The organism is Nocardia coubleae NBRC 108252, from assembly GCF_001612805.1.
GTDB classification, from domain to species: Bacteria; Actinomycetota; Actinomycetes; order Mycobacteriales; family Mycobacteriaceae; genus Nocardia; species Nocardia coubleae.
Map to the genome: position 1 here is coordinate 134,576 of NZ_BDBD01000021.1, position 26,448 is coordinate 161,023.

Genomic DNA, 26,448 nt, shown 5'->3' on the forward strand with positions numbered 1-26,448 from the left:
GTCGAATCGATTCAGCTGTGCGGCAAGGGATCCGGGTTCGCCACGGTGTAGTGGGCGCGCCCCGGTGAGCACGGGCTGTAGAGCGACGACATGGTGGCGAGGTCGCAGATTCCGCTGGTCAGCATCTGGAAGGGTGTGATGCCGAGCAGGACGATGAGGCCTATGAGGTCGCCGTTCTGGGCCAGATAGACCGCCGACTGCGCTGCCGCGGAGCCGGCATCGGCCGCGGACGAACCGGTTTCGGATTCGGCGGCGATCGGCGCCGGTTGCGCGGCGGCGGTGGCCGTCGCGGTGAGTACGCCGGTCGCGACGATCGCGGCGGCGGTGAGGCGGAGGGTGGTACGCATAATGCTCCTCGGTCGGTACGGGCGGATCAGCGTGGGGGGACGCTCATGTCGCGGTTCATCGTGGGGATCTCGATGCTGATCGGTAGGCGCAATTCGGCCAGATAGGTCAGTGCCGCCTTGCGCAGGAACTCGTCGAGCAACCAGTAGGCGTCACCTACCGGTGGGACGGCACCGAGCACGCCCTCACGGACCGCGATGAACGGGCCCCAACTGAACCGCAACAGCGGATCCCAGACGGGCTCACGCGGGATGGCGAGGCCGTCGGCGATCTTGTCACCGAGCAGGAACCGGGTGAACGAGCCGAGCACCGGCTTGGTGATAATGGCCAGGTCGATATTGGCGCCGAGACTCAGCAACCGGTCGGCGAGTTTGGCGCCCTCCGGGGTGGCCTCCAGAATCGGGTCGAGCACCTGTGCCGCTTGGGAATTGGCGGCGGGCCACGACTTCGGGATGTATTCGTCGCGCACGCCGAGCATGTGCGCGGCCACCTGCCAGGAATGCAGGAACGCTTCGGATTCGTGGTGCGGAATCGGCACCTTCCAGTTGTTGAGGTGCTTCATCACCGTCGTCGGCAGGCTGTGCCAGGTGACCATGATGTCGTTCTGGCTGATCGGCACGTCCTCCTCGGCCGATTGCACCCAGTGCGGCGACTGCGGCAGCAGATGCCGAACCGCCGCGTGAACCAGACGGGTCTTCACGCAGGTGATGATCATTTCGCCGTCGGCGGCATAGGCATTGTTGCTACCGATGTCGTAGCCGAGTTTGGCGGTCTTGGAGATACGGTCCTCGAGGTCGTGCCCGCCCTTGGAGTAGTAGACCGAGCGCGCTTCCTTCGGGATGACGGTGCTCATCATCCCGCTGGCGAACCCGTACAGCACACCGAGATACAGTCCGCGCTTCTTGTTGAACTCGATCGCGGTGTTCAGCTTCCCGTAATCGGTCCACTGCGGCATTCGCCGCGCGTATTCCATGAAATCCCGTAGCTCCGAGGGCAATCCGTCGGGCAGGGGCTGACCGTTGCGAGTCCAGGTGCGCAGCAGTTCGTTGACCCGCGGCACCTGGCCGCTCTCGATCAACCGCGCGACCACGCCGTCGGCCTCTGGGTCCCACACCGTCAACGGGTCGACCCCCGACCCCGACCCGGCGACCGATTCCTCCGGCGACCAACTCCACGGCTCCGCCCGCGCCGTCGTCGCCAACCCCAACGCCCCCAGCGCCCCGAGGACGCCACCAGCTTTCAGCGCATCACGCCTGTTGAGTCCATCCATTGCGTCACTCCTCGTCGAGTACAAGCACACCGCGACCGCAGGGAACGACCGATTCAGGCAGCCCGAGCACGCGCGGAATGAGTATTAACTTAGCAGCGACGATCGGCGCTATGCAGGCGTTTTGCCGACGATGGTCGGCGGCGCTCGATCCCAGACCTCAGTGGGCCATTTGACCGAAACTTCTCCGCATGCAACCTGTTCTAGCCATATTTTCGACACCAGAGTTGCGAGCTGTGACGGTCTTGCGCAACGGAGGCGGCCACGGCGCGCAACCGCCGATGTCGCTCATCATCGACCGAAACAGTCAGTCACATATGGCCGGACACCCTCATGCCGACGGCCCGAGGTGGGACTCGGACCGTCGGCTGCTGGGTGTCGTGGTCGCTTCGGATACGCGGCTACTTGATCGAGCCGGCCAGCTGATCGGCGTAGGGAGCCGTGAACTTTCCGACGATGGGAAGTTCGGCACGGATACCGCCCTTGTTGTTCGCGCCGACCATGGCCATGATCCAGACGACGAACGCGAAGACCCCGAGCGCGAGGCCGGCGAGGCTGAAGATGATCCCCAGTGCCCCGAGGAGCGAGCCGGCGATACTCAGCACGATGTTGAGCACCGAGACGGCGCCGAAGAAGACGATCGACTGTGCGGCATGGAATTTCACGTCCGGATCGTTCTTTCCCACGAAGAGGAAGATGATTCCGGTCAACCAGCCAAGCGCGTACGACAGGATCGCACTGGTCTTCTTGTCCAAGCCGGTGGACGGGGACTGGTTCGGGGGGAGCTGAGAAGATGTCATGGGTTCAGTAGACGGCGCCCTCGCCGCCTACCGATCCCAACTTTCGATAAAACCCCAGATCGCAGGGGTTCAGGGTCGGGCGGGCAGTCCGTTCGGGTAGGCCCAGGCCAGACGGGTGAGCACCAGGGCCGCCGCCATGAGGCCGAAGTCGCGCAGGGCGATGTCGCCGTAGCCGCCGACCATCAGCAGGTCGACGATGATCGCGCCCAGCCAGACCGCGACGAGCGGGGCACCGAGCCGGGGCAGCAGCAGGACCGCGATGCCCGCGACGATTTCGATCACGCCGACGATCTGCATGGCGGTGTTCGCGTCACCGGGGGCGAGGGTGTCGAACGAGTCGGCGAGATAGCGGGTCCAATCGGCGGTGAGGAGGGTGGTGAACTTGTCGATGCCGAACAGGATCGGCAGGATGCCGAACCCCAGCCGCAGAGCCCAGAAAGCTTGGTAGCCGGGGTCTTTCACGGACACAGCGCGATCGGTGGCGGTCATGGTGTTCTCCTCGAAGTGGGCACGGCCGAGCGTCGGGCCGCGCGGAATGTGGTTCGTAGTGTTTGTTGCGGCGGACGCGCCGTGTCTTACCGATCAGGACCTGTTCAGATCCTGGGCGAGCAGCTCGCGCAGGGTCTGCTCCTCCTCGGCGCACGCGCCGCAACCGGCCAGATGGGTGCGCATGGCCGGGTCGTCGTACCCGGGGTCGGCGAGGCGGCGCTCGACATAGACGTCGATGCGGTCGAAGCACTCGTCGCACGACAGGTAGGGGCTGGTGTCGGTCAGCAGGGCGTCGATCACCGTGGGAGTCGGATCGGTCATGGGATGCTCCGATCGGGACGGTTGTCGAGATGCCCGCTCGCGATCAGGGCGGCGCGCAGCTTCCGGCGGGCATCGTGGAGTGTCTTGTAGAGGGCGTTGCGGGTGCTGCCCAGCCGCTCGGCCAGCACGTCGATCGGCACCTGCTCCACCACCAGCGACAGCAGAATGCGGCGTTGGTGCGGCGTGAGTTCGCGGGAAATGGCCGCTTCTAGCGCGCGAGCGAGATCGGCGGCGCCTGCGAGGGCGTCCGGGGTGGGTGCGGGGTCGATGTGCCAGTCGAGTGCGTCGGGCAGCAGGATCTCGCGGTGCCGCCATGCCTGCCTGCGCACGGCCACACCCGCGATGTTGACCCCGAATTTGTACGCCCAGGTGGTGAACCTGCTACGCCCTTCGAAGGTCGAAAGTCGTTGCAGGACAGCTACGACCGCATCGTCGGCGCACTGCTGGGCCAAGTCTTCCAGTTCCGCGGCGCCTGCGCCGGGCAGCAGGTCACGCAACCGCCAGATCTGATGCCGGGTAGAGCGCAGCAACACCTCGCGCAACAGCCGCACCGCGTGCCTGCCTGCGGGTCCGTCGTCGACCAGGTCGGCGAGCCATTCCCGATCGGCGTCCGGCCGCGCGACCCCCGATGTGGTGGGCGGCAGCGTACTCATCGCGGATTCTCCGGCAACGGCGCCAGGATCCGCACCGCCAGCTCCGGCGCACAGCCTTGGTCGACGAGCTGCGACAACGCATGCACATCGACCTCGGGATCGGACGTCACCGTCTCAGCCAACCACGGCGGAAACCCCGACGCCACCAACCACCGGCTGCGCCATTCCCGCACCTCCCCTGGCACGGTGTCGACCGCGGGCAACGCGGCCTGTGTGAGTTGAACAGTCATGATCTCTTGGTGTCGCGCGACGCCGAGTTCTTACCGGTTGTTCGCGAGGCATTGGCGGGTCGCGAGGCCCGTGGTAGGCATGGAGCATGTCCACGCCGGACGATCCACGTGACGCCTCCCGGTTGCACCGCCTCGCGGGCCGATGGGCCACCAACGGCCACGTCCTGGCCGACCCGCCCATCCCCGTCCTCGGTTTCGACACCTACGACGTCTTCCCCGGCGGCCACTTCCTGGTCCACCACATCGACGTCACCGTCGGCGACCAACCGGTCCGCGGCATCGAGATCATCGGCGAACCCGACCCCGACGGCCCCGCCTTCCTCGCCCGCTCCTACGACAACACCGGCAGCACCGAACTGATGCGCGTGGAAATCGTCGACACCAACACCTTCCACTTCACCGGCGGCCCCCAGACAGCCACCCCCGCCACCCCCGCCGACACCGAAACCGCCGCCGTCCGCTCCACCCTCACCGTCGCCCCCGACGGCGCCTCGATGACCGCCCTGTGGGAACGCTCCGAAGACGGCACCACTTGGCACCCGTGGATGCACATCGCCTTCACCAAGCAATGACCGAACTCACGGGCAGCGATAGAGCTCAAACCCCCTCCGCCTCCGAGCCATCGGAACCCGCGTACTCCTCGTGGGCCACTTTCAAATCCCAGAAACCGACGATTCCGCCGAGGACATCAGACGCGCCCTGCAACACCCGGAAGTCCTCGACTCGGGCCCCGCCTAATGACATTCCCGTTCCGCCCCGAATTCCCACGCCCTGACTCGAGCGCACCTTCTTGTCGGCATAACAAAAAGCCCCCTACCGCTGCGGTAGAGGGCTTTACTGCTCCCCCATCTGGACTCGAACCAGAAACCTGCCGTGATGGGACCGGCGCTTCCCGATGCTTCCCTTCTCGTCCCAAGATTGCCCTCTACCTGCTCTTTCACCAAGACGGTGGTGCTCGTCACGCCTAGTTGTGACCCAGCGATTCCCGTTGAATCCGTGTCGTTTGTGTGCCGCGTGAGTGTGGAGGTCGCTCGGTCCGGCGAGCTGCCTTCGCCAGGGCCATCCGAAGTTCACCCATGCCGTTAAGGACGTGACCACCACCCGTGGTCCCGGAGCCGTCACCGTCTGAGCTGTCCCAGCGATACCAAACCGTTCAACCCGTACAGCGCTGACGCGTGTCCATTGGCGCAACTGAAGGCGTCCAGGCCAACACGAAGACAAACTGCTGTGCACGGGCGCCGCCGGCATCCGATCGTGTAGCAGCCCCGTTTGCGTACGATCATGAACGAATTCGCCGCCAGCTCGGCGTCGCAACAGATCATCCGAGGAGGGCTCACTGATGTCTTGGCGGGACACCACACCCCAGCAGGTCCAAGACGACATGGACGACCTGCTCGACGCTGCGCTGATCCGTGCCGAAGAGCAACTGACGCAGCACGGCGAGTTCTACCCCTTCAGCGTGGCCATCGATATCGCTGGCAACAGGAAACTGTTTGGGGCGGGGACTGGGGACGCTCGGCGTGCCAAGGAGTTGAACTTCGACGCGCTCAGGGCGAGGCGAACTGACATTCGGGCCGCTGCGGTCGTGATCGACGTTTCCTTGCCGGAAACAGGGTCGAGCGGGATCGAGGTGCACATCGAACATGCCGACGGACCGGCGATAGGCGTGCTCAAGCCGTACACGATCTCCGACAGGAGGGTCAACGCCGCGCCGCTAGAGGGCTTCACCGCCGAACATCTGATCTGGTGACCCGGCGAGGGCGAGGAAGGGTCAGCTCTGGTCGTAGCGGACGATCCGCTCCGCGTTGCGCCGATACCATGGAAACTTCGATGTCAGGAACGGTTCGACCAGGTCACGTACGCCCTGAGCCCGCAGCTTCGACAACGCATCGAGTGCGTGGCCTTGCACTGTCTCATCGTCGAGTTGGGCCGAGGCAACCGCAGCAGCGTCGGGATGCTTCGACTTGCCGAGCCAGTCGACCACCATCTGGCGCTCAGCTCCGAATCCTCGGTCCGCAGCGATCCTGGCGAGTGCGTCGAAATGCTCTTTACCAGCAGGAATTTTGTACAGGGCATTGCCCGCCGCCCATCGCACGCGCGCGCTGGCTGGTTTGGCATGGTCAAACTGGCTGATCAGCGCTGGGATCGCCACGGTCTTGCGAGATTCCTTACGGTTCAGAGCGTTCGTCAAGCTCAATCGCGCCATATCGCGGCCTTCGGTCTCAACGCCTGGCCACCGGTCTTCGAGTTCGGTGAGCCATTCAGCGAGTACCGGGATGACCGTGGGCGAGTCCCCGAGGCGGCTGCCGATTTCCGGGATCGTGTCGGCGTACCCACCTGCTCGGCGGTACGCGTCGAGTAAACGAGTCGCGGCTTCGTCGTCGGTAGGAGTCAACTTCGGAAGTCCATCGTCGTGTGTTTGATCTTGCCCTGGTTCACGAGATCTTGTAGCTCCTTGGAGAGGCGGGTGTTGTGGTCGGTGATCAGGACGAACTCATACCCATTGGCCTCACAGTAAGCCATGTCGTCTTTGAGCTGGTTGTCGTAAGACTGATACTGGACATTCTTCACCTCGGTGAGGCGTTTGGTGGTGTGGTCGAGGTCGTCCGGTATGGCGTTACGCCTACCCGTCACCGAAGGTATCGATTCTTTCGGCTTGTTCGTGTCGATGCCGGCCCGCGCTTCCGCCTTCGCCCCTTCAAGCTTGTTTCGGCGCGCGGTCGCTGGTTTCGTCGGAGGCGGGGGGTTCTTCAACTGCTTGTTGAGAATCGGCGCGAACTTGGTGTTCACCGCGCTGACTACCGTCGAAGACACCGCGGTGAACGTTCCGCAGGAGACGCGTTGCGCATCGGCGAGGCCGTTCAACATTCCCTGAATCTTGTTGCGGGAGTGCTCAATCTCCATCTCGGCTGCATCCAAGATCACCTTCTTGATCGGTCGTCCGATGGTGGCAGCGTTCACCGTATTAATTGCCTGAGTCACCGTTTGTAGCTGCATCTCCCACTCCGCGCCCTCCTGCGCGGCCCGCAGTACGACGGCATACCCATCAATCGCACCGGCCTGTTGACGGAGCGCATCGCCGAGGATCTCCAACCCATCGACAATGGATTTGTGGGCTTCATCGATGTCAGGTATTTCCTCGCTGGTTGAGCAGGCGAGGGTGGTCATCTTCGGATTCAGATCGGTGTCGAGTGTGCTGTAGACCGAGGCCACCGTCTGCCAGCTCGTTGCTACCGATTGCATCCTGTCGGCATTGCCGTCGATCCACTTCGTCGTACCCATAACGATTTCCCATCCGACCGGTTTCGACCGGGTACCTCCCGAAGGCGACTTCAGCGGACGATGCACGAACGTCTTCGCTCCGGGATCCGAGGCGGGCAGCTGCTTGCCGGTGTTGTAGTCGTCAGCGTTTTCGGATTGGTCGTGATTCACACCGCTCTGACGAACCAGCGCCGCCATCTTTGCAAGGACGTCGGTAGCCTTGCCTGCCGTGACGACGGCTTCGATACCTGAGGTCCAGTACCCTTGCGCCCACAACACACCGCTATCGTCATTGCCGCTGAACTTGATCGCGTCACGAAGTTCTTGATCCATGGTCGTCAGCGCGGCTGTAGCTGACCGGCTCGCGAGACTGTAGGCGCCGGACAGTTCGTAGAACGCCTCCGGATTGACGTCGAGTTCCGCCACAGCCGATCAGCTCCGCCACATCGCCACGTTGGCAGCGATCGCCTCGGTGTAGTTGCTATGCGCCGCCTGTGCGGACTGCCGCATGTCCTCGATTCCGTCACGAATTTCCTTCGCAGCGGCCATAAGCCGAGCATGGGCAGCCTGTTGGGCAGAAGCGGCATCCCCTTCCCACCCGGTCTGTAGCTTGCTGATCGCAGTGTCGAAAGCTGTGATCTGCTCGTCGAAGAACTCTCCGAAACCCGTCATCCTCGCCACGATGGAGTCCAGTAGTTCGAGGTTGACGCTATGAGACATCCGGCAGATCCAATGACGATGCCACTGATTCGATCGCAGCGGCGTTGACGCCATCTTGCCCAAGATAGGCCTCCGAGCTGGCATCCAACGCGACGGTCGTATCGCGGATAGCGTCCAGCAGCTCCGACAGCCCCTCACGCACGTCGGCGAATCCCGCAGCGAATTGTTCGCCTTGCTTGCCCTTCCACGTATCTGTCAGTTGGGTGACGTCTCGATTCAGCGAACTGAACCCACCGGACAGGCCGTCGAGCAACCCTCGTATCGCCTTGGCTGCGGCGACGAGCTCGGCAGGCGTAGCGACGAATGTCTCAGGTGGTGCCATTCGATCCCCCTCGGTAATGCTTGACCGAAAGCTACCGCATCGACGGCAACGATGGCGACACCACGATAACTACCCGTGCTCGCGCACAACCAATAAACCAGCTCCCACCTGCTCAGATATTAGCAACCGACGCTCACCACTACGGGCGCATCGGTTGAACTCGTCAGAACATAGCTGGCACCAGACACCCGACGCCATGTCTGTACCCCAGACCGGCTGGATGCTCTGGAACTACGGCAAACCCGGGTGCCTCGACGACGGCCGCAGATAGCGGTGGCATACCTGATTCGAGACTCGAATGGTAGGCGTACGGCCACTTGCGCTCTCAGGAGCAGCATCGAATCGAACTGCCGGGTTGGCGGCTCCGGCCCGAGGGCGACTCGCTGATCCCGATGCCAACCAGGGCAGATCCGCAACTCGCCCATGGTGTCCGGCCGCCTACTACACCCCCCGCAACGCAGAAACCGGCAACCGCGCCGGTGGGCGACACCGGCATAGACAAGCCGACTGTGACCTGCAGGAATACGGCCATCACAGACCTATGCCGGACCCTCAGCGCTGCCATACGCAAAACGGCCCCTGACCATATGGATAAATCCTCAGGTCAAGGGCGTTCTTCTGCTCCCCCATCTGGACTCGAACCAGAAACCTGCCGCCAAATGCTATGGTTCCCAAGGCTTTTCATCGTTACCCCAAAACATCCCGTCACCTGATGTTTGCCGTTCAAGGTGTTCCGGTTGCACCCTGCCCGGTTGCGTTGAATCCGTGTTGTTTCCGTGTTGTGGGTCAAGTCGGGAGGTAATACTCTGACACCTTCGCGTCGGTAGCCTGCATCTCGGTCCGATAGCCAGCACTGGATCTACTACCAGGGTCGGGTCGGCCTGCCATGTGACGGCATGTCCGCGCGCGGAAGTCGTCGGTGAACGACTCGCCCGCCACGGTGTCCGCAGCTGGGACAGAATGTCCGCGTCGAGTGCAGTGATCATCGGCGCTAGCAGCGCCGACGCTGTAGAGACGCACCTGCCCGTGGCTGATGTCGAAGGCCGATCCCAGACCGCCGATTCCATGCGTAGCCAGACGGCACAGTCGCCGATCCTGGCGGCCGCAGCAGGATGCCTTGACACAGCTCAATGCGCTGCCAAGCCGGGATCGTTTCCGGGCTGCCGACCGCGAGCGCCGATGCGGGCGGCCCGATCAGGGCGGACTGTTCGGGCGTGACAACGGCTGTGTTGCCAGCGAGTACTTCCCGCAGGAAAAACGGCAGTCCGTTGGGGGGAGATGTCTAGGCGACGCTCGGCGATCGCCAGCAAGGCTTCGGCGCATCGAGGCCGCTGCGAGGGCTGCACGCGCTATGGGCTCCTCCGACGTGGACTGCACGCAACGCCGAGACGGCTCGGGGTCCAATACCTACCTTGGTGGAACTCGGCGTCCCAAGAACCGGCAGCTCACGTCCGACGAACGACCGGAGTATTCCGCCGCCTGGAGCCCAGCAATCCCCGGCTTCTCTGGCGGGTATGGCAAACGTGCCTACACTCCGAGCCTCCTCAGCTCGTCCACAACAGACTCCACCGCGTTGTACATCCCACGCAAGGTGTCCGCCAGAGGTGGCTCGCGCGGGATGGTCAACGGCTCGCCTACATGCAAGTTAGTGTCTTGCGTGTGGTTCGGAAGTCGAAGCACGAGCGGGAACTTCACACTTAGGTCGGCGAGCAGATCGTGTTCGGCGATCCCTTCGATCTCCCTCAGCTTTCGAAATGGGAGTTTTAACAACGGCACGCCAAGTTGCACCGTCCCGCTCGTATACTGCACGTGGTCCGGGATCAGCTCGATATCTCCAAGCGATGATTTTGCGGTCACGTGAACGTCTGCCATTCCAGGGATCACCGCATGGTGCTTGTCATAGTTTACGAACTCGCGCAGTAGTGCGAGATGGCGTACAGACGGGTCTGTCGACCGCCAGTCATTCGTGAAGTCATGCAGACCCCTCACGTACGTATACACATCGGGCGCAAGATAGGATTTGCTTTTCCTCAACCCTTCATGTGTCCTGGCGAGCGGGAAGAAGAGCCCGCGCCTTTCCTGCTCGGTCAAGGCCCGCCCCTTCTTTGCACCCAAAGTTGTGCATGCATGGTCGAAGACGGAGTGATCAAGTGCCGCGCGAAGGTTTGTGAAGCAGTCGCCTACCTTCGCCGGAAGGTCCGTGGGTGGGTCTTCTAACTTGGTGACGCTGATGGCGTAGATCGCCTCGGTTGCTGTCTCCTCGTCGGCCATCCACTCCGCACGAACGCCCCACGGGTCGGACTGCTCAAACGCGACCACATCGGCCGTTACAACCTCTATGTGGTGTTGTGCCCGTTCGAGTTTCAGGCGCGCGCTCGCGATCCCCGTGATTGCCATCCGACAATCCTAAGGCTCGTAGCGGCCCTTGTGCCTCAGACCAATCGGCACCGATGGCGAATGTTCGGTCTGTACACGATCCCCGATGCATACCACTACGATCATGGAATGGCCCGGTTTGGTGGATTCCCACAGGATCGAATGTTCGACTCGCCAAGCTTGTATGACTCGACGACGAGCATCTCCGGCTCAGCGACGGTGCGGAAGTCGTTTCTTCCCGGACCTGAACGCGACGCCATCATCAAGAATCAGCTGGAGGCATTCCAGGCTCGGGCCGACAACCTGCCAACACTGATCGATGAGCTCCGAAGCTTGATGGCCGGGCGAGACCTCACCCAGCTGATCAACTCGGTGGCGGTGCCAGCCATGATGGTGGGGATCGACGGTGCGGAGAGTCTCGCAGACGGCGAGCTGACGTCGTCGTGGGCGGCGAAGATCGAATACCTAGTCGGTGTCGCTTTGTCGCTGGAGGCCGTTGGCACCGCGGACACCCCGCATGAGGTGACACGGCGTGTGAGAAGCCTGATCAGCGAGATCTTCGACGCAGAGCAGGCAAGGCGTATCACAGCTTTCACCACGAACGCCGACATCGGCGATCTGAATCGCGAGGTTCTTCTCCAGCAGCTGCAGCTGGAATACCAGACCGATAGGATGCCTGGCTACGCAGTACATCTCGAACAAGTCGATGCAGAGGTCTTCGGACGACATCGCGAATACTATGTCACCTCACTGGGCTTCAACCCTGCGGACGTAATCCGGGCTACCCGGCTAAACGCACGGTCGCTGAACCGAGTATTCTCGGCAGCGATCGATACGTTGCGCACGGCAATGGACGGTCCAGACCCCGATCCACAGGCCGCAGTGGCGTTCATCGAGGCACTCAACGCCACGACGTTATGGGTACCCCTCGATGTGGCTGCAAGCACCGGGATTGCAGTGGAGCAGATCAGCGCGATGTTGGCCTTCTTCTCGACGGACTACGGCTGCCAACCCGAATTTCGCGCACCCGGTGACACCAACCGAGCCCGTACTCACCCGTGTATCAAGCTCGACAACGGAACGTTCTTCGTACCGGACCCGTGGGCGTTGTCGGCTGCCATCCACCATCGCCTGGCAACAGAACCAAAGCGCAATGGTTTCGACTCCCAGAGATATTACAAACACCGCCAGGACGCGCACGAGCGTTTGGTCTCTGAAGCTATGGCCAAGGTCTTCGGGCCCTCGAATACTTTCCCGACGCAGCATTATGCGCTGGTTTCTAAAGAAAAGGGTGAGATCGACACCCTCATCCGCGCCGAATGGCCGTTGGTGGTCGAGGCGAAAGCGATCGCACTGACCGAGCGGGGCCGGCGAGGATATGCCGACCGAGTCGACAAGAAGATCGCTGAAATCCTCGGCAAGGCGCTCGACCAGACGGATCGTGCCCTGACGTACATCCTCGATGAGGGCGGTCGATCGTTCACACGTACCGCGAACGGACGGCAGGTGGACGTACTCCCACGTGAGGTGTCAAGCGGCACCGCCGTGATCGTGACGTTCGAACGGATCGACCCGTTCGCTTCCAGCGGTCTGTCCGTGTCTGGGGCGGTCAAACGACCGACTTGGGTAGTATCGCTAACGGACCTGCTCATGGTCACGGACATCCTCATGGATCCAGCGTCCTTTCATCACTACGCGCGCGAACGAGCAGGTATGCACTCGATCAAGGCGTCAGCTGCCTCCGAGTGTGACGCCCTTGGCGCGTACCTGATCGATCGCATCAGCATCCTGCACAGCCTCGACCATGAGGAAGAGGAAATCGCACGTATCCTCATAGCAGACTCAAGCGATGCTCTTAACGACTTCTACACCCGCCGGGAGCTGGGTCTGGAGGCGCAAAAACCCACCGTCGGCGTGCCGGAGGAGATCCTCGATGCTATGGCGAGCACGCTGCTACAAGCAGGCTGGGCCGAGGTCGCAGCCGCTGTCATGTCAGCGCAGCATGGCACGTGGTCAAAATGGAAGAGATTCCGGCGTCGGCACCGGAACAGCGGCACGTTCGCTCTCAATGACCAGGTAACCCTTGCTCATCTCGCGAAAGGAGAGCCCGCGGTGGAGCGAACCGGTGGCTCGGTATTCCTGTCCATCCCGATTCAACGCTGAGGGCTAGCGCAACGCGTCGGAAAGCTCCGAGGTCGGAGTGGCCCCGTAGATTAATAGGGATCAGAATGGTGAGTCGCATTAGATCGCATCAGGTGTGATGGTCCGCCCTCTTTCTTGGGAACGATGGGCAGATCATGCTTGCCGTGTACGACGAAACGGCGAAAGCCCACGGCGTCCGGGGGCATCGAGCACCGTAACGACCCGCGACTGCGGGTGGACCCCAATCGCCGCTGTCGCGTCTCGGCTCGGGATGACCAGCGAAACCCTGCACGTTTGATAGCTATCAACTAGCCAGACTTCTCTTGGGTAATTCGGGCCGCTGAAGGCCGACCTTTGGCAGCTTCCACCCGAAGGCGGAGGGTGTGCACCGCTAGATCGGTGAGACTGCTTGTACGAGAGCAGATTGCGGACCGTCTTCGAGTCTCTTCTCAGCAAGCGCCACCTTGCCGTACGCTTCATTGTTCAGTGCCCGGCCCTGCTGTTGGTCCGGACACAGTCAGCGCTATGCGGAGATTGTGGAGGCACGTTGGTTTCGAACTCGGGTCCGCCAAGAGGTCACGCCGCCACCCTGCACGACAGCCTTGACGCTGACAGTGGCTTGGCTCCTCGTCCCGACGATGCAAGGCGCCTTCACCGAAACCGCCGCCATCTGGCAGGAGTAACCGAGGGCCCCTCAATCGTCGCACACGAGCCCTTGTCGCCTCCTGTCCAGCCAGGGTCCTCGCCTCATCCGATCTGCTGCTGGGATGCGAGATGAACCTGCAGGCAACCCATCACGGCTACGCCTACCAGGACATAATTACTGGTACCGCATTCGTCGACCTCATGCTTGGCACCGCCACCTCCATCAAAGTTGACCTCAAAGACTTCGACGGCGATCGGTTCGATGACCTCACTGTCAGCTACGCTGCCGGGCACCGGCTTCGGCTCCAAATCAAGCACACCACCATCGAACGTGAGCTCACTCGAGCAACCTTTTCCTCGGATAAGCGCGATCTTAGGCTCGATCTGCTATTGCGCTCACTGCTGAACGACCTCGATGAGAACACCAACAGCACCTACCGTGTTGTAGTCCGCGACGGGAAGCCGGACCGCGACTTGGCGCAGGTCCTGCTTCCGGTCGACGCTGCCGACGACCCTGGAGATCCGCTGCCGGGCGTCACCACCCGTCGATACAGGTTCGGGCCGGAAAAGCTCCGCGACACCAAACCCTGGGCAAATCTCCTTAAGGACTTCCCCGACGACGAACTTCGTGCAGCGTGTGCGCGTCTGATCATCGACACTGCAGCCCCAGCAGCATCTCTCAGTTTCACAAACCCTGGGCCGGCTGAAGTAGCGCTACTCCGAAGAGCAACTGAAGAGCTTGGTGCCGGACGCCCGCCCAACACCACCCGAGCGGCAGAAGACGTCGCACTCGCGCTGGCCCACGCTGCGACCGCAGCACGTGCAATCAATGGCGATGTCACTCGCGGTATCTTGGCGCCGAGCCTGAGGCTTACCACCGACTTCGGCGCGGTACGCGAAGGGCACCCAGTCGAAACCGCCTTGGCAATCCCTCGAACCGGCGCCGCTAGCGCACTTCAAGCTGCGATTGCTTCGACCGTTCTCAGCGGTGGCCGCGTAGTCCTAACGGGAGAGCCAGGATCCGGCAAATCATGGCTCTGCGAACAAGTCGCCGATGCCTACCGTTCCCAGGGTTGGCTAGTTGTCCGTCACCACTGTTGGCTCGGCGAGACCGACACAGACCGCGACGAACGAGTCCTCGCCGAGGTCGTCATCGGAAGTCTCCTCAATCAACTCGAAGCGATCGTTCCGGATGTGATCGCGGAGTTGCGGCCCCGATTCTCTGCCACACCCGAAGCGCTTGAAACAGCAACCGGAACCTGCCGGGCAACGCACCCCGATAAACAGATACTTCTCGTCATCGATGGAATCGACCATGTCGATCGGGTCCTCGGCCGACGGGTCGGGGGCCCGCTGGCCCCCGACCCGTCCCGCATTCTCATCGACCGTCTCGCGGCGATCAGCTTGCCGTACGGCGCGTGCATGCTGATCGCCAGCCAGCCGGGCGACCACCTCAAGAACGCCGACCCGACGTCGGGTACGCATACCCTGATGCCGCGCATGTCGACCGACGAACTTCGGTCACTCGCACACCGACACGGCGTCCTCCATAACCCGATGACAGGTGCGGAGGCGGACCCAGATGACGCACGCACCATCATTGACCTTATCGAAACACGTTCGAACGGCAATGCGCTCTACGCCACCTACCTGTGCCGCCACTCAACGGGTGCTTCACCTCTCGACGGGACTGATGACGCCCCAGCCACAGTCACCAACATCATCGCTCGTCTCGACCAAGTGCCCGACACTGCTACTGATCTCGATGAATACTACCGGCATCTGCTCAACACACTCACCGCCGACCAAGAGTTCGCCATCGGTGCGCTCGCTCTCTGTGAATTCGCACTCACCGAGAACGAACTAGGTCAAGTCCTGCCGCTGGTGGAGCCATACCTGGGGCCTGCGCTCTCAAGGCTGGCTCCAGTCCTGAATTCTCTCCCCGGTGTTGGTGGGCTCAAGGTTCACCACGAGAGCTTTAGCCGGTTCATACGCCGCGACAAACCGGAAGCTTGGGTCGCGTCCATCCGCCGGAGTGCCGCAAACTGGCTCGCCAGCCGCGGCTTCTTTGCCGATACCCGCGCGTTCAGAAACCTGCCTCGGTTGCTCGCAGACCTCGACGATTATTGCGAGTTGAAGGCTCTGATCGACCTTGACTTCGTTGCCTGTGCGATTGCGGCACTTCATCCGCCCGAAGCGATCAAACAGGTCATCTCTGTAGTAACCAGGCAAGCCCAAATCCGCAGTGACTGGGCGATGTTGATGACGTGCCTCGAAGCCCGCCGAGCCGTGGCCGTCTATGAACACGATTCGATCCCGGACACTCTTGTCCAATATGCCGAGGTAGTCGTCGGCATCCTCGGCGCTGAAGCGGTCGCTGAACGCCTGATTTACGAAGGACGCATCACGTTTGCTGCTCGCTGGGGACTCAGCCTGTGCGAGGCAGTCGACCGAGCCGGGTCGGCCCCGCCTTGGGACGCCTACATCGCGGCCCGCGAGCGTGAAGCCGAAACCGAGAACACCGTCTACGGCTCCGACAGCGACAGACGCATGAACTTGGCGATACAACTTGGACATCTGCGGCTCAGGCCAATCGACGAGGCCCCCATCGATATCGCAGTTCTCGCTGAGCATCTCGATGGACAGGAGGAAACGGCCCCTCTCCACGATCTTATCCAGGTTCTCGTGGCTGGTCTGTCTGCGGAGGACATAGTCAACGCAGCACGAGCGATGACCAATCCCATCAACATCGCGGCAGTCTGGCTCACGCTGGCCGACCTCGCCTCCAAAGGCGAAGCAGGTCTCCCGCAGGCAGAGCATCTCGCGCGCGAAGCGTGGAAGTGTGTGCCAGGCGGTGACCTCAGCGCCTACTTGAACTATGGAATCGCCCCGGCTGAAATCGCTGCAGGTCTCGGAAGCACTGATGTCAACAGTGACCTTCAAGCAGCTACGGAATCGCTCCTAGATGAGCGCAACACCGACTGGTCCGGATTCGTCGAACGTTGGCTCGCCTTACTCAGACTTGCTCACGCTCTTGACCGCACGGCGCCCATTAACCTAATCGCTGCCCTGACCGGCGAAGGATTCTTCCGTGCCTGGCTGCGATTCGCTGTCGCCACCGTCAGCCTACGGGAAGAAGTCGCGGAGAGCATCACAACCCCTGAGGCAGCATCGGCGACTGTCCGGGTCGCGATCGAACAACTGGCCGCCGAGGCGTCACCATTTACTGGTACGCCACGAGCTGTCGACCTCTACTCCATACACTCCCATATTCACGATGTCATCGAGCGCGCATTGCTGGTCGTCCAGCCCGATGACCTCGACACGGTACTCGACCACCTCACCGCCATCGGTGAGCGGACGACCACTTCGTTGGCTGGAATGGCCGAGGACGGGCCCCTGACAACGAACGACCTACTCGAAATTCTCAGCCGAGTCTCTAACGTGATCGGCGTCGAGCCTATCCATCGGCTCCTGCCCATAATTCGTGCCGGACGCGACGACACCCACACCATGTACTCACTGACGGCCGATTTCGAGTTGGCGACCGCTCGCATCTGTCTAGATGCTGGCGCGATTGCGGAAGCCAACGGCTGTTGGAAGCGCGCCGCACACCTTCTCGGTGCATATGGTGGTCATAAGGACATCACCATTACAGAGTTTGTCAACGCCGTCGAAGACCTTGCGACCGTCGACATCGGTGCAGCCCGCGCAGCGCTCGCCCGTCTCCAAGACCCCGCGTACTTGGTCAGCCAGCACACCGACGGCCGCGAAACCCATCACGTACCAGGCTCTTGGTGGGAACTGGCCGCCAAAGTCGACCCCGTCGCAGCCGCAACCAACGCTGCCGGTCTACTCCTCAGAGACTACGGGTTTGAGGACTACCTCGCTAACCTCACTCAGGTCGAACTACTAACAACTCAGATTGCGGTCGCTGACCCAGCCGTGCTTGCTGCTCTGCGCCTCACCGTCGGAATCAGCTGGAGAAGCACCGAGATCGACGTCGAAATTCTCACCAATCTCCAATCTGAGCTCGGCATCAACCATCAAACGAATATCGCGCTGGCGACCTTCGCGAGCAATGTGGCAGCAAGTTACGACAATCAGACTTTGATGTATGCGAACAACATGCCTGAGTCGACTGCGACTCCTGAGCTCGTTGCAGCTGTCCAACAACTCGGAGGACCGTATTTCTACGCACGAGAATCGCGACCTGAAAAGAAAAACAATGGATACCACACCCAACCCTTCGGCAGGCCTGACACCGTCGAGCAGTTGATCAAGAGCACTCAACGCCTTGAGTTGCCATCCGGCCCTCGCGGGGCCGTAATCGCAGCGCGCCACTATGACGACAAGAACTACAGCTCCGACTCGGACGACCTCGACGCGCTCGTCAACGCAATAGGATGGCGAATCCTCGAAGCTGCGACTGCGCACGGTCCTGACGCTGGCATTGAGATTCTTGATGCGGTTGCAAGCGAACTGCACTACATGGCCGACCAAGAGATCTTCGCGATGCTTGCTGACGGCATTGCCAGGCAGTGTGACTCGACTGTTGCGAACCTGAAGCAGGTCGCGAGCTATTGCTACACCCTGGCCTACACCAGAATTCGAGGCGGCGGAGGGTGGTACGGCTTTGCAGGACGCGAACGCGTCGACCTCTGGACCAAGGCGCACACGTTCGACGCAGATACCGCCGAGAGAACGCTCGCGGCTGCCATTGCGAACAGTATTCAGACTACCGATCGAGGCCCCTACGGAATCGTCCAGTCTGTCATCGCTGCATTCGCCGCTCAACCCGCTAGCGGAGGAGGCACCGCCATCGAAGCGTGGAACACAGCATTTGCTGGCCTTGAGCGCCGCATTCCAGGCGCTGCAGCTCGCAACCATCCGCCCTACGAGCCGCTTCCGAGTTCCGCCAACCCCGGTGATCTAAACATCGGGCTAGCAACCCTCGCGGTTGCCAACATCGCCCGACCGAAACATGAGGAGATACGTCTCACGCTCCTTGCTACAGCATTCCTCATCGCGTGCCGCCCTGCCCTTGCGCAGGCGGCTCTCATCCCCATACTTCAAACTGACTTCGACGCCGGACGCACCACTTGGCTGCTTGAAACCGTCCGAGATCATCTCCCACTAGGCAAACTCACCGACACGCTCGCCGCACGGCTCACCGAGATGGCGAGGAGCGACCGCCTCGCGATCAGAGCACTCGCTGGCGAAATCCTCGAAAGTCACTGCAATCCGGTGCCGAGCCCGCCCGCGACCCGACCTGACCCCGCTCTCCGACTCGGTATAGCCAACGCACTCAATGAGCTGCCATGACCGAACCAGCACCCAGCGACCAGACCACAGCGATAATTAAAGACTATCTGTCTGGACGACTAGACATAGCCGGAGTTCCGCCCGGCATGCGCGAAGCGATCGAGTCTCGCCTCACAGAGCGAACCGAAGAAACTTCGAAACGCAGCGAAGCACAGATCAAGCAACTAAGGGCTCGCGGACCCGGCAGGCCCCCGGCCTACTACGCATACGAAGAAGATGCCGAGGATGCACTGCAAGCTGCAGCTGCAGGCACCCGAACCGCATTGGCTATGGCAGGCCAGGTAGTCGACCCCATCCCATTCGAACGGCAGATTGCCAGACGTCTCGCTACTAGCGCGACCTGGGCCATCCGTAGCGAAGGAGCCCGCGTACCGCGTCCATCTACACGCCCGTCACGGCTAGCTTGGTCTTTGGCTCCCGTGCCCTGGATTGATACCGGAGATGCACCTTGGCCTCCGCCAGAAGCAAGTGAGCTGATGGGAAGGCATCGATTCATCGACACCGAACCAGCCCTATGTGCGGAACCGCCGTACGAAGGCTGGGCCCAAATCGGCCTCTTGGAACGCCAGTTTACATTTGAATCACGTAGTCCGAGACAGCCTAGCCGACAGATGCTTCTTGCAGCCGGGCTACTGCCGTCAGGCGGCCAACCGACCTCGAAGTCTTTGCCATTCTATGTTTCGCGTCCGTCTATCTGGTCACGCCCACACACCGAGCTATGTCCGTCGCTCGAACGGGAGCAAGCTCAATCGATCCTCGCCACGACTGCTGGGCCGCTCACCTGTCTCTTACAGTTCAACGAGGAGCTAGGCAGCCCAAATCCCGGCCGCGGTGCCGGAATCCACCCGTTCCTATTGGGTCCGCGAATCGAACTCGTTACTCTCCTAGGTCTTCGCCCGGAGACTCTGGCCTTGCGCCTTACTCTCGTCGACGATGAGGGTCCGGCGCTCGTTTGTCGCCAGTGGCGGGGCTTCCTAATACACGATGGCAACTACGAACCGCTTACACCAGCGGTGCACGGCACAGATCTGATCCTGAGGCCGGACCTGTTCACACAGCTCCAAACAGCAATCGAACCAACTCGCCTTCGCTTGGACACTACGCTCACACTCTAGGCTAGCCACCAAGTTGAATCCCCCCGGCATGTCCGGAGACTTACTGGTGTGACAGCCCGACCAGGTGCTGGGCTGGGTGTTGAGCGTAGTAGGCGGCCTCCATCTCCGCCGGGGGCACGTCTCCGCAGTACTGGTAGAGCCGCCGATAGTTGAACCAGTCGACCCATTCGGCGGTGGCGAACTCGACCTGGTCTGCGTTGCGCCACGGCCCCCGTGGCTTGATCAACTCGGTCTTGTAGAGGCCGTTGATCGTCTCGGCGAGGGCGTTGTCGTAGCTCGATCCCACCGCGCCTACGCTGGGCTGGATCCCAGCCTCGGCGAGACGCTCAGTGAAGGCGATCGAGGTGTATTGAGCGCCCCTATCTGTGTGGTGGACAACATCTTTCACGTCCCAGCCCGCTCTTTCGCGGGTCCAGATCGCCTGCTCGATCGCATCGAGCACCAGCGCGGTCGTCATCGTGGTGCCGGTACGCCAGCCGATGATCCTGCGTGCGTAAGCGTCGATCACGAACGCCACATAGACCCAGCCCGACCAGGTCGACACATAGGTCATGTCGGCCACCCACAGCCGGTTCGGTGCGGCCGGCGCGAACTTGCGTTGCACCAGATCCTGCGGCCGCTCGGCGGCCGGATCGCCGATCGTGGTGCGTTTGACCCGGCCACGGACCGCGCCCCGCAACCCGAGCTGCCGCATCAGCCGCTCCACGGTGCAGCGAGCCACGTCGATGCCCTCACGGTTGAGTTGCAGCCATACTTTCCGGGCTCCGTAGACGCCGTAGTTCTCGCGGTGGACGCGTGTGATTTCCACCTTCAATTCCTCGTCGCGGCGGCCACGCTTGCTCGAAACAGGTTGGCGGTGCTCGTAATAGGTCGATGGGGCGATCTTGACGCCGAGTTCGGTGAGCGCGGCGCAGATCGACTCGACACCCCATCGCAGGCCACCGTCGACGCGGTGGCCTTGGTGGTCGCTGATATATCTGACGATCAGCGCTGGGGCCGGTCCAGTTCGGCCGCGAAGAAAATCGATGCTGATTTCAGAATTGCGTTGGCGCGCTTGAGTTCCGCGTTCTCCCGGCGCAGCCGCTTCAGTTCCGCGGACTCCTCAGTAGTGACCCCGGCCCGCGCACCGACATCGACCTGACCTTGGCGCACCCACTTGCGGACCGTCTCCGCCGTCCCGACACCCAGAAACTCGGCGACCGCCCCGATCGCCGCCCACTCCGACTCGTGCTGGTCGCGGACCTCCGCAACCATCCGCACTGCCCGCTCACGCAACTCCTGCGGATACTTCTTCGAACTCACAGACTTCATCCTTCCTCAAGAGATGAAGTCTCCGGAATCACCGGGGGGATTCAGTCCGGCCTACCGAACTACTGGGCCTGCGAGTCCCCGATGTCGACATCGACAACCCAACCCCAGGAATCTGGATCCGCGGCAAGATCGAAGACCTCGAAGACGGACGCGGCTGGCGATGGCAACCCCGGCTCAAGACCGGGACGAAAGGTATACGCCGACTGGCACTCTCTGACAAGGGTGTCGAAGCAGTCCGTGAATTGCTAGCCCACCGGATCGAGTCCGAGGACAACCTGTTGATCCGAGCCGAAACGGAGAAGGCTGGAACCCGAACAACTTCAGCCGACTACTGCGCCAGGTAAGAGGACAGAAGTTCGCAGCAATCACACCCACGCAAATTCGCCACCGCGTGGCGACCGATGTCCGAGACATCTACGGCATCGAAGCCGCCGCAGCGCAGATCGGCGACTCGCCCCTGGTCGCCGCCCGCTACTACGCCGCCCGCAATGCCGAAATCGACAACCGAGCCGCACTCGGGCGACGCCCAGCGTAGACACGCCGACCGTGACCTGCAGGAACACAGGCATCACGGACCCATGCCGGACCCTCCGCGCCGACAACCGCAAAAATGCCCCCGACCCCCGGGGAAAATTCCCCAGGTCAAGGGCATTCATACTGCTCCCCCATCTGGACTCGAACCAGAAACCTGCCGATTAACAGTCGGCTGCTCTGCCAATTGAGCTATAGGGGAATATCCTGAGCTGTTGGGCTCGGGTCAGCTTGGCTGGCTGAACGAGATGAAACTTTAGCGTATGGGGTCGTGGGTTCCCAAATCGGGCCGCTACCTGCGGACATGTGGAGGGCGAGGCGGGGTGGGGTGGATCGACAGGGGTGGGGTGAGTCGGGCAGGATGGGGCGCGCACACAGACGTGGGAGGAGCTCCAGGAGATGCTGCGGTTGATCATCGGCGTAGCGGCCGGGTATGTGCTCGGCACGAAGGCCGGGCGGGCGCGCTATGAGCAGATCAGTGCGGCGACACGGGCGGTGACGGGTAGCCCCGTGACGAAGAAGCTGGTGTCGGTGGGCAGGCAGAAGCTGTCGGACAAGTTGAGCACTCAGCCGAAGCTGGAGCCGATGGAGCCGCTCGACGAGCGGACCACGGTGATGGTGCCACACAACCAGCTGCGCCGGGGGCGTTAGACGCCGGTGACGTTGGGGTCGTTGCCCATGGCCCGCTGTCCGAGGTCCTTGCGGTACGCCTCGAGGGCCACCAGGTCGCCGAACAGCTCCATGTAGCCGTCGGGCTGATCGGACGCCGACATGCGCTGCAGGCGTGACTTCAGCTCGGCGATCTGGCGGCCCACCCAGATCTCCTGCACGCGGGCGAGCACCCCGGAGATGAGCCGCGGCACGTCCTCCTGGGTGCGGACGGGCAGTTGTTCGTTGGCCAGCTCCGAGACGAGGGCCCGGATGAGCAGGTCCTCACTCTGATCGGCCACTGCCGCGACCCACTCGGCGCCGGTGAGACCCGATGCGGTGCCGCCGGCTTTCGCGATCATCAACCGGACCATCACGTAGGCGGGGTGGATGAACGCGTCGGCCTCGACGTCGTCGAAGGCCGGTCCCGCGATCCCCGGGTATTGCAGTGCCGCGCACAGGCTTTGGCGCTGGGCGAGCAACGTCGGTTCGCGGGGGTCGGGTCGGGCCGAGTCGCCGTTGCCGCGGGCGGGTGCGACGGGCCGCGGTGCGACGGCACCTCGCCGGCCACCCTTGTCGTCGGCGGGCGCCGCGCCGCCGCGGAAGTGCTTGCGGGCTTCGTCACCGACCTGGCGCACCAGGGACTGGATGTCGTCCACGCCGAGCCAGCCGGCCAGCTTCGTCGCGTAGCCCTTGCGGGTCGCGTTGTCCTTGATCTGGGCGACCACCGGAACCGCGCGCCGTCGCGCCTCGACCTGCCCTTCGACCGTGTCGAGGTTGTATTCGGCGAGCACGCCACGAATCACGAACTCGTAGAGCGGGGTTCGGCGGGCGACGAGGTCGCGCACCGCGGAGTCGCCCGAGCGCTGACGCAGCTCGCACGGATCCTGCCCGTCGGGCGCCACCGCGATGTAGGTCTGCCCGGCCAGCCGCTGGTCGCCGCTGAAGGCCTTCAGCGCGGCCGCCTGGCCCGCCGCGTCGCCGTCGAAGGTGTAGATGATCTCGCCGCGCCAGAAGTTGTCGTCCATCAGCAGCCTGCGCAGCACCTGCAGGTGTTCTTCGCCGAAGGCCGTTCCGCAGGAGGCGACGGCCGTCTTCACGCCGGCCAGGTGCATGGCCATCACGTCGGTGTATCCCTCGACGACGACGGCCTGATGCCCCTTGGCGATCTCGCGCTTGGCGTGGTCGAGGCCGAACAGCACCTGGGACTTCTTGTACAGCAACGTTTCCGGCGTATTCACGTACTTGCCGGGCATGGTGTCGTCGTCGAAGATCTTGCGGGCGCCGAACCCGATCACCTCGCCACCGAGGTTGCGGATGGGCCACAGCAGCCTGCGGTGGAAGCGGTCGATGGGGCCGCGTTTGCCCTGCTTGGACAGTCCGGCCGCTTCCAGTTCCTTGAACTCGAAACCCAGGCGCTGCAGGTGTTTGGTGAGGGTGTCCCAGCCCGCGGGCGCGTAACCGCAGCCGAACTGCTGCCAGACGGCCTGATCGAAGTTTCGGTCGGTCAGGTACTTGCGGGCGGCCTCGGCCTCGGGTTCGTACAGGCGCGCGGCGTAGAACTCCTGCGCGGCGGCGTTGGCGGCGACCAGCCGCGAGCGGGTGCCCCGGTCGCGCTGCACCGAGGTGCCGCCGCCCTCGTAGTTGATCTGGTAGCCGATGCGGTCGGCCATCTGTTCGACGGCCTCGACGAAGCCGATGTGCTCGATCTGCTGCAGGAACTTGTAGACGTCACCGCCCTCGCCACAGCCGAAGCAGTGGAACAGGCCGTGATTGGGCCGCACATGGAACGACGGGGACTTCTCGTCGTGGAACGGGCACAGGCCTTTGATCGAGTCGGCACCGGCGCGTTTGAGCGCCACGTACTCTCCGACAACGTCTTCGATCCGGACACGTTCACGGATCGCCGCGATATCGCGATCTGGGATTCGTCCGGCCACGCGGCAAGTCTAGTGGGTCCAGGTCAGCGGCAGTCCAGCGCGGTCGCGACCCGCTCGAAGCGGCTTTCGGTGTAGGAGGCGATCTGGTCGATCACCACGCGCACCCGGGCGGTGTCGTCGGTGGCGGCGTTCCACCAGGGCAGCATCTGGTCGTCGAGGTGGGCCGGAGCGGTGGTGAGCAGGCGGTCGGCGACGGCCTGGACGCGTTCGCGCTGGGTCTGCTGTCTGGCCAGGTGCCCACGATCGGAGCGCACGTACCGCAGCGCGACCGTCTTGAGCACGGCCACCTCGGCCGCGACCACCGGCGGCACGATCAGATCGGCCTCGTAGCGCATCAGCGGGCCCGGCCCGGCGTGCTCCTGGGTGGCGACGATGGCGGCGGTGGCGAAGCGCCCGACCAGTTCGCTGGTGAGCCGTTTCAGGGCGACCGACGCGGCGAAGGTGCCGTCGTAGCCCGCCGCCTCGGCGACCACGTCGAGTTCCGACAGCCGTTGCGCGGCGGCGGCCAGGGCATCGATCGACTGGTCGGGGTGTTCGCCGTGGCCCTGTTGGGCCAGGGCCGCCTGTTCGGCGGGGTCGGCGAGGGCACGCAGATCGATGCGGCCGACGATCACGCCGTCTTCCACATCGTGCACGGAGTACGCCACGTCGTCGGACCAGTCCATGATCTGGCATTCCAGGCTCTGCTTGCGCTCGGGAGCGTCCTTGCGCACCCACGCCAGGCGCTCCAGATCGTCGACGTAGGCGCCGAACTTGGTGCCGGAACCGCTTCTGCCCCACGGGTATTTGAGCGTGGCGTCGAGGGCGGCGCGGGTGAGGTTGAGGCCGGCGCTCTCGCCATCGGCGTCGACGACCTTGGGCTCGAGGCGGGTGAGGATCCGCAGGTTCTGGGCGTTGCCCTCGAAACCGCCGTAGGCGTCGGCGAATTCGTCGAGGGCGCGTTCGCCGTTGTGGCCGTAGGGCGGGTGGCCGATGTCGTGGGCGAGACCGGCCAGATCGGCGAGATCGGGGTCGGCGCCGATGCCGTCGGCGATGCTGCGCCCGATCTGGGCGACCTCGAGCGAATGGGTGAGCCGGGTACGCGGGGTGTCGCCTTCGCGTGGACCCATGACCTGGGTTTTGTCGGCGAGGCGACGCAGCGCGGCCGAGTGCAGCACGCGCGCCCGGTCCCGGGAGAATTCGCTGCGGTGGCCCTTGCCCGCCGCACCAGGCCAGGCGGTTTTGCCCGGTTCGGTGACCATGCGTTCGCGGTCGTGCGGGGTGTAGGTATCGGTCATCTCACTGTCCCGCCTCGTAAGGGAAATCTGCCGAGAAATGAGTGAGCTGGTACCACAGCAGCGCACCGGTTTCGCGGGCGATGCCGTGGAATTGCGACTCCCTCGTGTAGACGGCCGGCCCGGTGCGGGTGGGTGCGGTCCAGGCGTGTAGACCGGCGTCTCGCGCCATCGTCCTGGTTCGCAGTGAATGCCACGGGTCGCTCACGAGTACGGCCGATGACAACCCGCTCTCGTGCATGGCGGCGGCGACGGCCTCGACGCTGCGCAGGGTGTCGGATCCCGTTTCGACGGCGAGGATGTCGGCACTCGGCACGCCCTTGTCCTCGAGATATTGCTTGCCCGAGGCGGCTTCGGTGTAGAGGTCGCCCTCCTGCTTGCCGCCGACGGTGATCACCAGGGGCGCCACACCCGTCTCGTAGAGCCGCCACGCCTGGTACAGCCTGGCCTCGAAGACCGACGACGGCGTCCCCGAATACTGGGCGGCGCCGAGCACCACGATCGCGTCGGCCGGGGTGTGGTCGTCGATCCGCGCGACCTGCCACACCCGGAACGCCGTCCCACCGACCAGCACCAAGCCCATCACGATCGCGCCGGCGACCAGCCTGGTGATCCAGATCGAGACCGTCGAGAGCAAGGCGCGCCGGTGCCGGGCATCCGGAGCGGGCACGGTCGTGCGCGAAGAACCCGATTTCACCTTGCTCAGTCTGCCAGGTGGCACCGACCGGTCGTC

At 63.1% G+C, this 26,448-nt stretch carries 22 protein-coding genes and 1 tRNA gene; 6 read left to right on the forward strand and 17 right to left on the reverse strand.

Going from position 1 to position 26,448, the window contains the following annotated elements; translation table 11 throughout:
• Nucleotides 1-11: 11 nt before the first annotated feature.
• The 7 genes from NCO8_RS23450 to NCO8_RS23480 form a co-directional block, all read right to left on the reverse strand.
• Nucleotides 12-347, reverse strand: coding sequence for a hypothetical protein (locus NCO8_RS23450; protein ID WP_067642272.1), 336 nt, complete (start codon nucleotides 345-347; stop codon nucleotides 12-14).
• Between the two features lie 26 nt (nucleotides 348-373).
• Entirely contained in the window at nucleotides 374-1,615 is a 1,242-nt protein-coding gene (locus NCO8_RS23455; protein WP_067642273.1) for an oxygenase MpaB family protein, read from the reverse strand.
• 398 nt (nucleotides 1,616-2,013) lie between these two features.
• On the reverse strand, nucleotides 2,014-2,412 hold the full coding sequence (locus NCO8_RS23460; RefSeq protein ID WP_067642274.1) for a DUF4870 domain-containing protein: 399 nt from the start codon (nucleotides 2,410-2,412) through the stop codon (nucleotides 2,014-2,016).
• A gap of 69 nt (nucleotides 2,413-2,481) precedes the next feature.
• Nucleotides 2,482-2,901: a hypothetical protein gene (locus NCO8_RS23465; protein WP_067642275.1), complete on the reverse strand. Its 420-nt coding sequence runs from the start codon at nucleotides 2,899-2,901 to the stop codon at nucleotides 2,482-2,484.
• A gap of 93 nt (nucleotides 2,902-2,994) precedes the next feature.
• Complete coding sequence (locus NCO8_RS23470) at nucleotides 2,995-3,222, reverse strand: anti-sigma factor (protein WP_067642276.1); 228 nt, start codon at nucleotides 3,220-3,222, stop codon at nucleotides 2,995-2,997.
• The gene (locus NCO8_RS23475; protein ID WP_067642277.1) at nucleotides 3,219-3,875 is read right to left on the reverse strand and encodes an RNA polymerase sigma factor; all 657 of its coding nucleotides are present in this window, start codon (nucleotides 3,873-3,875) and stop codon (nucleotides 3,219-3,221) included. Before NCO8_RS23475 ends, NCO8_RS23470 begins: the two co-directional genes overlap by 4 nt.
• Nucleotides 3,872-4,105 carry a hypothetical protein gene (locus NCO8_RS23480; RefSeq protein ID WP_067642278.1) on the reverse strand — a complete coding sequence of 78 codons (234 nt, stop codon included), beginning with the start codon at nucleotides 4,103-4,105 and terminating at the stop codon, nucleotides 3,872-3,874. Before NCO8_RS23480 ends, NCO8_RS23475 begins: the two co-directional genes overlap by 4 nt.
• Before the next feature lie 86 nt (nucleotides 4,106-4,191).
• Between NCO8_RS23480 and NCO8_RS31520 the strand changes: the two genes are divergently transcribed.
• Nucleotides 4,192-4,677, forward strand: coding sequence for a DUF1579 domain-containing protein (locus NCO8_RS31520; RefSeq protein WP_067642279.1), 486 nt, complete (start codon nucleotides 4,192-4,194; stop codon nucleotides 4,675-4,677).
• Nucleotides 4,678-5,486: 809 nt separating this feature from the next.
• Nucleotides 5,487-5,855: a hypothetical protein gene (locus tag NCO8_RS23490; protein ID WP_157105055.1), complete on the forward strand. Its 369-nt coding sequence runs from the start codon at nucleotides 5,487-5,489 to the stop codon at nucleotides 5,853-5,855.
• A gap of 21 nt (nucleotides 5,856-5,876) precedes the next feature.
• Here NCO8_RS23490 and NCO8_RS23495 read toward each other — a convergent pair whose 3' ends face one another.
• The 5 genes from NCO8_RS23495 to NCO8_RS23515 form a co-directional block, all read right to left on the reverse strand.
• The gene (locus NCO8_RS23495; protein ID WP_067642281.1) at nucleotides 5,877-6,500 is read right to left on the reverse strand and encodes a HEAT repeat domain-containing protein; all 624 of its coding nucleotides are present in this window, start codon (nucleotides 6,498-6,500) and stop codon (nucleotides 5,877-5,879) included.
• Entirely contained in the window at nucleotides 6,497-7,792 is a 1,296-nt protein-coding gene (locus tag NCO8_RS23500) for a putative toxin (protein ID WP_067642282.1), read from the reverse strand. The genes NCO8_RS23495 and NCO8_RS23500 overlap by 4 nt, the downstream gene beginning before the upstream one ends.
• A 6-nt stretch (nucleotides 7,793-7,798) precedes the next feature.
• Nucleotides 7,799-8,140: a WXG100 family type VII secretion target gene (locus tag NCO8_RS23505; protein ID WP_312032667.1), complete on the reverse strand. Its 342-nt coding sequence runs from the start codon at nucleotides 8,138-8,140 to the stop codon at nucleotides 7,799-7,801.
• The gene (locus tag NCO8_RS23510) at nucleotides 8,076-8,408 is read right to left on the reverse strand and encodes a WXG100 family type VII secretion target (RefSeq protein WP_067642284.1); all 333 of its coding nucleotides are present in this window, start codon (nucleotides 8,406-8,408) and stop codon (nucleotides 8,076-8,078) included. Before NCO8_RS23510 ends, NCO8_RS23505 begins: the two co-directional genes overlap by 65 nt.
• A 1,527-nt stretch (nucleotides 8,409-9,935) precedes the next feature.
• Entirely contained in the window at nucleotides 9,936-10,805 is an 870-nt protein-coding gene (locus NCO8_RS23515) for a hypothetical protein (protein WP_067642285.1), read from the reverse strand.
• A 60-nt stretch (nucleotides 10,806-10,865) separates the two neighbouring features.
• On the opposite strand from NCO8_RS23515, the gene NCO8_RS23520 reads away from it, so the two are divergent.
• Nucleotides 10,866-12,947, forward strand: coding sequence for a hypothetical protein (locus NCO8_RS23520; RefSeq protein ID WP_067642286.1), 2,082 nt, complete (start codon nucleotides 10,866-10,868; stop codon nucleotides 12,945-12,947).
• Between the two features lie 753 nt (nucleotides 12,948-13,700).
• Nucleotides 13,701-18,896 (forward strand): NACHT domain-containing protein, encoded by a 5,196-nt coding sequence (locus NCO8_RS23535; protein ID WP_084457413.1) that lies wholly within the window; start codon nucleotides 13,701-13,703, stop codon nucleotides 18,894-18,896.
• 1,155 nt (nucleotides 18,897-20,051) lie between these two features.
• On the opposite strand, the gene NCO8_RS23540 is transcribed toward NCO8_RS23535, so the two are convergent.
• Nucleotides 20,052-21,322 (reverse strand): IS3 family transposase gene (locus NCO8_RS23540; protein ID WP_157105056.1). Its coding sequence is split into 2 segments (ribosomal slippage): nucleotides 20,052-21,034 and nucleotides 21,034-21,322, totalling 1,272 coding nucleotides; the frame shifts between segments, so codons are not numbered across the junction.
• Nucleotides 21,323-21,713: 391 nt separating this feature from the next.
• Here NCO8_RS23540 and NCO8_RS31530 point away from each other — a divergent pair.
• On the forward strand, nucleotides 21,714-21,857 hold the full coding sequence (locus NCO8_RS31530) for a hypothetical protein (protein ID WP_157105057.1): 144 nt from the start codon (nucleotides 21,714-21,716) through the stop codon (nucleotides 21,855-21,857).
• Nucleotides 21,858-21,982: 125 nt separating this feature from the next.
• Here NCO8_RS31530 and NCO8_RS23550 read toward each other — a convergent pair.
• Nucleotides 21,983-22,055 (reverse strand) — tRNA-Asn (locus tag NCO8_RS23550).
• Nucleotides 22,056-22,252: 197 nt separating this feature from the next.
• Between NCO8_RS23550 and NCO8_RS23555 the strand changes: the two genes are divergently transcribed.
• Nucleotides 22,253-22,504: a hypothetical protein gene (locus NCO8_RS23555; RefSeq protein WP_067486858.1), complete on the forward strand. Its 252-nt coding sequence runs from the start codon at nucleotides 22,253-22,255 to the stop codon at nucleotides 22,502-22,504.
• Here the strand turns inward: NCO8_RS23555 and dnaG are convergent.
• The 3 genes from dnaG to NCO8_RS23570 are packed head-to-tail and all read right to left on the reverse strand — an operon-like array spanning nucleotide 22,501 to nucleotide 26,298.
• Nucleotides 22,501-24,441 (reverse strand): DNA primase, encoded by a 1,941-nt coding sequence (dnaG, locus tag NCO8_RS23560; protein ID WP_067642292.1) that lies wholly within the window; start codon nucleotides 24,439-24,441, stop codon nucleotides 22,501-22,503. The genes NCO8_RS23555 and dnaG overlap by 4 nt on opposite strands.
• A gap of 23 nt (nucleotides 24,442-24,464) precedes the next feature.
• Nucleotides 24,465-25,718, reverse strand: coding sequence for a deoxyguanosinetriphosphate triphosphohydrolase (locus tag NCO8_RS23565; RefSeq protein ID WP_067642293.1), 1,254 nt, complete (start codon nucleotides 25,716-25,718; stop codon nucleotides 24,465-24,467).
• A 1-nt stretch (nucleotide 25,719) separates the two neighbouring features.
• Nucleotides 25,720-26,298: a YdcF family protein gene (locus NCO8_RS23570; RefSeq protein ID WP_084457426.1), complete on the reverse strand. Its 579-nt coding sequence runs from the start codon at nucleotides 26,296-26,298 to the stop codon at nucleotides 25,720-25,722.
• Nucleotides 26,299-26,448: the final 150 nt, after the last annotated feature.